Source organism: Capnocytophaga sp. oral taxon 329 str. F0087 (assembly GCF_000213295.2).
GTDB lineage: Bacteria > Bacteroidota > Bacteroidia > Flavobacteriales > Flavobacteriaceae > Capnocytophaga > Capnocytophaga leadbetteri_A.
In genome coordinates this window covers 1-7,985 of sequence record NZ_KN390031.1, presented here as the reverse complement: position 1 = coordinate 7,985, position 7,985 = coordinate 1, and the positions used below count along the sequence as shown (strand labels likewise).

General features: G+C 39.4%; 4 protein-coding genes and 2 pseudogenes. All 6 read right to left on the bottom strand.

What is annotated here, in order from left to right; translation table 11 throughout:
• Positions 1-68: 68 nt before the first annotated feature.
• A complete protein-coding gene (locus tag HMPREF9074_RS09355) occupies positions 69-941 on the bottom strand; it encodes a bile acid:sodium symporter family protein (RefSeq protein ID WP_009392097.1) in 873 nt (290 codons plus the stop codon).
• A gap of 72 nt (positions 942-1,013) precedes the next feature.
• Positions 1,014-1,376 carry a T9SS type B sorting domain-containing protein gene (locus tag HMPREF9074_RS12845; protein WP_369700501.1) on the bottom strand — a complete coding sequence of 121 codons (363 nt, stop codon included), beginning with the start codon at positions 1,374-1,376 and terminating at the stop codon, positions 1,014-1,016.
• A pseudogene (locus HMPREF9074_RS12840) lies at positions 1,369-1,587 on the bottom strand (hypothetical protein); the annotation flags it as partial. The gene HMPREF9074_RS12845 and the pseudogene HMPREF9074_RS12840, both read right to left, overlap by 8 nt.
• 1,814 nt (positions 1,588-3,401) lie before the next feature.
• Positions 3,402-3,902: pseudogene (locus HMPREF9074_RS12835) on the bottom strand (zinc-dependent metalloprotease); the annotation flags it as partial.
• A 533-nt stretch (positions 3,903-4,435) separates the two neighbouring features.
• Positions 4,436-7,261, bottom strand: a complete 2,826-nt coding sequence (locus tag HMPREF9074_RS09345) for a reprolysin-like metallopeptidase (RefSeq protein WP_009392095.1) — start codon at positions 7,259-7,261, stop codon at positions 4,436-4,438.
• Between the two features lie 119 nt (positions 7,262-7,380).
• The coding region (locus HMPREF9074_RS09340) for a T9SS type B sorting domain-containing protein (RefSeq protein WP_034540399.1) at positions 7,381-7,985 on the bottom strand (605 nt) is incomplete at its 5' end.

The following is a 7,985-nucleotide window of genomic DNA, read 5'->3' as shown; positions in this document are numbered from 1 at the left end:
GAAAACGGAGTAGCGATACGTATGGCAGTGATATACTTATTAGCATCCGTTAGCAAGTAGCCAAATAGCTAATCTCTTCTAATTCTAATAGTAATAAACGCAAACGCCAAAGTAGTAAAGAAAGAAAACATCGCATACACAAGGGCAGGTTTGGTCATTGGGGCATTGTGCATCAGAGTGCCCGCTACGAATATTGCCAAAACTGTGTTTTGCAACCCTACCTCTATACTAATAGTAGTAGATTGTATACCCGATAGTTTGAAGAGTTTAAGGGCTATAAAATAGCTAAGTATCATCGAACTAAGGTGCATCAGTAAGGTAGTAGGCAATAAGCGTATAATTTCATCTACTGATATGCCGCTCCCCCCAGATTCTTCCCCTGCAAAGAACTTGATAAGGAATACTACCCCCAATAAGAGGGTATTAATTACTTTTAGCGGAAACTTAATACGATGAGCTATATTAGGAAAATAGCGATTGAAGAGCAAACCTAAAGTAGCTGGGATAATAACTATTTTAGTCACCTCCCACACAGTATTAAGAATAGGCAGCGATACTTCAGTATGCCCTCCCATAAAGGCAGCTACCGCCCAATTCGATAATACAGGTATAGAGACCAATATCAGCAGACTATTGATAGAAGTAAGAGCTACTGCTAAAGCTGTATCTGCTTTGATGAGATAGCTAATAAAGTTAGAAGTAGTACCCCCAGGACAGATAGCCACGATAATAAGCCCTACTTTTTCAGCAGGCGAAAGGTCGGCTACAGCAGCAATAATAAAAGCACAAATAGGCAAAAACACCATTTGCAAGAAAAGCCCCAAATAAAGGGGCTTTGATTTTCTAAATATATTTTCGAAGTCAGCAAAGCGCAACGAACTGCCTATCGCAAAGGTGATAAGCATCAGCACTGCTGAGAGTAGGTAATCAATAAAACTCATATTCTATATCTTTTTCATTGTTTTGAGTGGCAAAGATACGAAACTATTAATAATTAGCAAATTAATAATTGACTACCTGATGTATAAAAATCCTTTTTTCTCTTCTAATGTATTATTTTTGTAGTATCGCAGTATATAGAAGTAGGTACCTGCCAATGCCTTCTTGCCTATTACGTTTTTCACATTAGCATAACCTCTAAACACTTCATTCTTACCATAGTCAGGGTTTTCATACACTTTTAGTCCCATTTCATCAAAAATAATCACATAGATAGGTCTGTTTTCATCTGTATTCTCTACTTTAAAATAGTTATGAGAATTATGAGTTGAAACCCCATTATAAATAATTACCTCCGAAACCTCAGGGCTTATTCCCGTTGGAGTAGTTACAGTCGGTGTACTTACTGTTGGTGTACTTACTGTTGGACTACTCACAGTCGGTGTAGTTACTGTAGGCGTAGTTACAGTTGGTGTAGTTACGGTCGGAGTGCTTACTGTTGGCGTACTCACAGTTGGCGTACTCACAGTTGGCGTACTCACAGTTGGCGTACTCACAGTTGGCGTACTCACAGTCGGTGTACTTACCGTTGGAGTAGTTACAGTTGGAGTAGTTACAGTTGGAGTACTCACAGTCGGTGTGCTTACCGTCGGAGTAGTTACCGTTGGAGTACTTACTGTTGGGGTACTCACAGTCGGTGTATTCACAGTCGGTGTACTTACCGTTGGTGTACTTACCGTTGGACTACTTACAGTCGGTGTACTTACTGTTGGAGTACTCACTGTTGGTGTGCTTACCGTTGGACTACTTACAGTCGGTGTGCTTACCGTTGGAGTAGTTACCGTTGGCGTACTCACAGTCGGAGTAGTTACCGTCGGAGTAGTTACCGTCGGAGTAGTTATAGCAGGATTAATAGTAATTACCTGTACATAACGATTTTGGTTATGAGCATTATCCTCTACAAACCATACATAGGTTACCTCTTTCTTTTTACCATTTTCATATTTACTACTTTCACTAGAATCTACTCTCAAAAGACCATCGCAGTTATCAGTAGCTGTAAGGTTTTCTTTGAAAGGCACCTGATCCTCACTCTTCACTATCATACTTTTAGGATAGGACGAAAGTTCTGGCTTCTGAGTATCTCTTAGCAAAATTTGCTGAGTGTGCCGAATTGGCAATGCATTATCAGCATATGCTATCCAAGAACGAGTGAGTTTATAAGCTTTTTTATCCCCTTCAGTCATTTCTTCTTCATAGTCTATACGGATATTATCAGCTCCTTCTGCCTTTACCTCAGCTTTTTCAGGTATCTCACTTTTACATTGTACGTGCATATCTTTAGGCAAGTCTCCTACAAAATGCAAACTATTAATAGGAGCTTCTTTTTCGTAATAGATAAATTGCTGAGCTGTTACCTTATCGCCGCAACCATTAGTAGCTATCCATTGACGCAACAGATAGGTATCGTGAGGTTCTTCCGATAGAACTATATTGATACGTCCTCTTTTACAATAGCTTTCAGCTGTAACATTCGGAGCTGGAGGGATAGCATTTTTCTTCACTGTTATAGTAGGCTCTGGCAAATTTTTAAAGGTAATGTCAGGGCTGTGCATATCTAAAGTGCTTGGGGGATCAGTGTGCACTGCATAGGCAATATGGTCAATTACTTCTATTTTGAAAAGTCCTTCTACATAAAGATTACCCCCATTCCAACCTTTGGCTTGCGTCGGGAAAATAACAGTAGCTTTACCATTGTTAGGAATTCCATCAGCTAACACATATTTATAACTCTTTCCATAATCGTCTGAAAAGAGAATGCGCACCTTGCTATCTTCGCCAAAGATATTTTTATCAACTCCCCAAGTGAGGGTAACGTCTTTTCCTCGTTTGTATTTTCCTGCACTACTTTTGCTTACATTAATTATTCTAAAAGGCGTACCTCCTACTATATTCACTTTGGTTTCATACACATCGTAAAGAGGCACATGGGGTTTTCCATTTTTGTAAGCCCCCACTTTGCCATCGCATACTCCTAACCAAAAAGTAAATTCTCCTGTTTCATCTTTATTTGTAAATTTGAAAGGAACAGCTTCCCATTCATTGCTTCTATTCTTTCTATATGGTTGATAAAACTCTATACGGTTAGTCTCTGTAGGTCTGTTAGAAGGAAAACGGGCTTTTCCAAATATCTTAAAGTCAGCTTGGTGCGCCATATAAAGTAGCGGGTCTCCATCAGGGTCGCTGGCTTCTATATCAAACTGAAAGTAAGTATTAGGTGGTAAGGTATAACTCTTTTTCAACTTCGCACGATGTATCACTGGGGCACGATTGTCCGATACCTCTCCGTAGGGTATATTCGCTTGTGGTAGTCCTACCAATTGGGTACGTGCTTTATCGCTATAGTAAGCATCGTGTAGGTTAGTACGGTTGCGAATAGTGTAGATAGAGGGTAATGAGAAGTAAGTACCATAAGGGTCATTAATGTAACTCATTATCGAGTTTCCCCTATCTGGCTCTGTAAATGACGAAGCCGTTTGTCCTCCTATAGTAAAGGTATGTGCTGAACCCAATAGGTGTCCGAACTCGTGTAGAATAATATAAAACTCGTGGTTAGCAATACAACCTCCTTTTAGTTTCCCTGTGATTTCACCCAGATGTGCCAATCCACGATTATCTTTATATACCGAAAACACTATACCAGCATCGTAGTTTTCTTCACCTATCAAGCTGTTAAAATCGCCTGTAGCTCTCTCTACTACCGTTCTTACTGAGGGACGGTCATACACTTCTTTTTCTTTAGTGGTAATAATAAGGCGTGGGTCGTTTACCAATTCAAACTGACAACCTATCTCCCTGCCACACACTTCATTCAGTCCTGCTTGCACTTCTGTCATAAAGGCTTTTACCTTGTTCATATCACTGCGGCAATGTCCTTTGTAAAAACTATAATCTATAAGCATTGCCAAGCGGTACGTTCTCATTACATTAGTGTTGTATAGCACTCGTTTGTCTTCTGATGGCAAGGCTACTTCAGCAAGAGCTACACCTCGGGCTGTAGTGCTTGCTTTTGGGGTAGTAGTGGTACCCATATCTGTATTACACTGCCCATCAGCACAAGTACCACAACTAAACTGACTCTTTTCGGTACTAATCTTTAGTATGCCTTTTTCGGTACTTAGGAAATAAGCCTTTCCTTCGTGCCACACTTCACCTGATATAGTAGAAGGAGCTACAGAAATACTCCCTGCAAAAGCCCCTTGGTGGTAGGCTACAAAGGTGCGAAATCCTTCTTGAGCAAGAGAGTTATAGCGCTCATACCACATAAGGGGTATGCTTTTCCCTTTTACGGGTAAATGCCATTCTACAGCGTTATTTTGCTGAAATAAGCGTATTACAGCCGCTGCGTTTTGTTGTGCGTTTATGGTTCCTATAAATAAAAACCATATTAATAGTCGTAATATTTTCATTTTGCTAAATATTTAATTGTCAATTATTATCTGACATATAAGTATCCTTTTCTGCTTTCTAATTGTCCGTTTTTATAATACGTAATGATATAGAAATACGTACCTGCCAAGGCTTTTCGCCCACCTATTATCGTGCCGACATTAGCCATACCTCTAAACACTTCAGTCTTTCCATAATTATTATTCTCATAGACTTTTAGTCCCATTTCATCAAAAATAACTACTGAAATTGGTTGGTCAGTATCTGTATTTTCTATTCTAAAGTAGTTAGCAGGGTCTGTTGTCGAAACTCCGTTATAGATAATAATCCCTTGTGTTGGACTATTTACCGTCGGAGTACTAACCGTTGGTGTTGTCACTGTCGGAGTACTAACAGTAGGGGTCGTCACTGTCGGAGTACTAACAGTAGGAGTCGTCACCGTTGGAGTACTTATTTGTGGCTTTGGATTTATAGAAATAGTTTGTGTATGCATTGTACTATTACCACAACTATCTGTTGCTTTCCACAAATATACCACCTTATTATTTTCTTTACTTACCAAAGGCGTTACTTGCAATTCTCCTGCACAGTTATCTTTAGCGGTAAGCACTTTAGCTTCAGGCAGAGCAGCTCCTTCTTCTATACTCACATCACTAGGCAAAAGCCCTACAAAAGCAGGAGCTTTATCATCTTTCACTGTGATAAATTGTTCAAAACTTACGGTTGTATTACATTCATCACTAAAAGAGTAAGTACGTTTTAGGGTATAGTAGTTATCACATTTCTTATTAGTTTCTTCTTGTGCAATAGCCTGAGTAACTCTACCGCAGCCGCCTTGCGTCTCTATCTTGGCTGCAGTAGGTATTACATTAGCACAAGCTACTGTAATGTGTTGAGCAGGTAGACTACTTGCTACTAAGGCAAGCGGCGTAGGGGCATTTTTGTTCTTATCAATCATAAAGCCGCCTAGGTGATAAGGTTTAGTGCACGAAAGAGCAAAAGCCAAACCATCTATCACTTCTATTTTGATAACACCTTGCCCTCTTTGTTTACCAAAATGTCCGTGAGTAGTACCTATATTGATGTTGGGGAGTATCACATCGCACGTTCCATTATTATCAGCGGTCTCTTTCAATATGTATTTATAAGTCTTTCCCGAGTCGTCCGATAGCAATATCCTCACTTTACTATTTTTGCCAAAAATATTTTCATCTACTTGCCAATGTAGGGTGAGCATTTGCCCTCCTTTGTAAGTGCGGTTTCGCTCCCAAGTACCATTGTCAAAATCTTGTATTTGAAAAGGTTTTCCTTCAGCTATTTTCACTTTTACTTCCTCCACATCATATTTCACCACGTGGTTGCGGTCAGCTCTGTTATGGTCAGCAGCAGCCAACCAAAAAGTAAAAGTACCAGGAGTATAGTTTAATGGCGAAGTAGCAGCTATAGGTACAAAAGTATTGCGTTCTTTCTCAAACCAAGTAGTCTCAAAGCGAATATTACCATTGGTTTTCCCTTTGTAAGTCATAAAGCGGGCGTTTGATTTAGTAGAGTGAAAACGCCTATCTGCTTGGTGCGCCATATAGGTAATGGTATCATTTTCAGCATCCGTACCTATTAGGTAAAACTGAAAGTAGGTATCTTTCGGAATTACATATTCTTTCTTTAAGTGCGAGCGGTCAAGTACAGGAGGCTGGTTATTACTCTTCACCCCATACACAAGGTTAGAGCCCGTACCTTCCACACGTTTTCCTGCCTCTTGGGTGCGTGCCTCATCAGCATAATAGGCCATTGAGTTTCCTAAAAATCTGCGTATAGTTTCCAAACTTATCAATGAGAAGAAATCACGAGGGTACTCGTGTCCATAACTCATAATAGATTGCCCCGCATCTATTTCTGTTTTGCTCGAATACTGCCCTCCGTTAGAAAAAGTATGGTCTGCCCCAAACATATGTCCTATCTCGTGAGCAATGGTAGATGGTTTTATAGGGCGTGCCGTAGCATTTGCCTTATTATGTTGTTCATAAGCCGAATAAACAGCTGCCATACCATTATATTTCTCCCTATAATCAGTCAGAATAACTGCCAAATCATACTTTTTAGGGTCATAATGTTTGTTAAGGGTAATCGTACCATCATTTACCACATCATTAGCCCGACTACCTCTGCGAAATAGCTGATCTTTTTCAGCAGTAAAAATAAGTGCTTCATCATTTACCAATGTAAAATCTACCCCTACATCATTGCGGTATAATTCATTCACAAAGGCAATGGTAGCATACCAAAATGCCTTAACTCTATTTACATCTTTATAAAAAAATGTCGAATTGTAAATGCTGTAATCTACTGGAAGTGCCAATCGGTAGTGCCTAAATACCCCATCGGTGTGAATAAGAGCATCAGGGTAAAGCGAATTGTATATTTCTGGTTTCTCAATGGGTGGGTCATTCTTATCTTCATTGCCTTCAAAGTATTGTCTGCTTGTAAGACTTTGTTTTTCAGAAGAATTTTGTACGCCACAAGCTTTTGAAGATTGGTCTTTCTTTATGCTAACTACTCCTTTTTCTGAAGTCTCTAACAGATACGAATTGCCTTGATAGAAGATTTCGCCAGTAGCATACTCCTTGCTAAGGGTTATTACTCCTACGAAATGGTCTTGATAATAGCCTACAAAACTACGGAACTCCCGAGGTTGAGAAGTAACTTTTCGCTCTTGCCATTTGATAGGTAACGACGGTGCGTTAGGAAGAGAAACTACCCAGCTAATAGGTTGAGGCTGTGAAAAATAATTGAAGAGTTCTTGAGTTTTTTGTTGCGCATTGGCGGCTTGCAAACCTATAACCAATGCGCAACAATAATATAATATTGCTTTCATTACTGATATTAGTTTGACGGTGCAAAGGTACGAACTAAAAATCAATTAGCAAGCTAATTATTATAATTTTTGTTAATAATATTATTTTATTTAATAATTCTCAGGTCTTTAGAGTAAAACTACCTGACGTACAAAAATCCTTTTGCGGACTCTTGTTTGCCATTTTTGTAGTATTTAACTATATAGAAATAAGTACCAGCTAAGGCTTTATTACTACCTATTACGCTTTTTACATTCGGATAGCCTCTAAATACCTCTCCCCTTTCCTGATAATGGTCGCTTTCATACACTTTAAGTCCCATTTCATCAAAAATAATCACCGAGATAGGACTATTAGGGTCTGTATTCGCTATACGGAAGTAATTATTAGCATCGTCAGTAGATACTCCATTATAAATAACCACTTCAGCAGTATCATTAGGTGCAGGAGGTACTACTTTTTTAGGAGTAATTGAAATGGTCTGAGTGTGTACCGCCTCATTACCACATACATCACGAGCTACCCATTGGTAGATGATTTTAACGCGTTTACCTTCTTCGTTGAGTTCTTCTCTCATTGAACGTTTAACCGTTGGCGCACCAGCACAAGTATCTTCTGCCGAAATACTTTTTTGTAGAGGAATAGGCTCTCCCTCTTCTATAGTAATATCCTGCGGCAGAGTTCCTACAAAAGTAGGCGGTATGTTGTCAGCTACCTTTATGGTTTGAGTATGCGTTAGCGTAG

What these genes read in the sequence shown, in the direction of transcription:
- HMPREF9074_RS09355 (WP_009392097.1), bottom strand. Translation starts at nt 941, where the DNA reads ATGAGTTTTATTGATTACCTACTCTCAGCAGTGCTGATGCTTATCACC.
- HMPREF9074_RS09345 (WP_009392095.1), bottom strand. Translation starts at nt 7,261, where the DNA reads ATGAAAGCAATATTATATTATTGTTGCGCATTGGTTATAGGTTTGCAA.